Origin of the sequence: Psychrobacter sp. AOP7-B1-24 (assembly GCF_052376215.1) — a bacterium.
Classification (GTDB): Bacteria; Pseudomonadota; Gammaproteobacteria; order Pseudomonadales; family Moraxellaceae; genus Psychrobacter.
The window spans coordinates 1-233 of sequence record NZ_JBQSVL010000245.1 but is presented as its reverse complement, the minus strand read 5'-3'; the positions used below and the strand labels follow the sequence as shown (position 1 = coordinate 233).

1 protein-coding gene is annotated in these 233 nt (G+C 47.2%); it reads right to left on the bottom strand.

Features of this window, described 5'->3' with window-relative positions; translation table 11 throughout:
- Positions 1–233, bottom strand: a 233-nt coding sequence (locus tag ACT3QP_RS15215; RefSeq protein ID WP_444526086.1) for a transposase, incomplete at both ends; no start/stop codon positions are given.

Below are 233 nucleotides of genomic sequence, written 5' to 3'. Positions count from 1 at the left end.
ACACCTTACGCTTATTCACCGCCGTTCGAATCACACTGTTTAGCGACTCTATCGCATTGGTGGTATAAATCGCTCTTCTGATGTCTTTAGGATAACCAAAGAACACCGTTAAGCCCTCCCAGTTATTGCGCCAAGACTTGATGACATGCGGGTACTCTTTACCCCATACTTCATCAAAGTGCTCAAGGTTGGCCTCTGCCATCTCAAGCGTATCAGCACCGTAGATGGCCTTT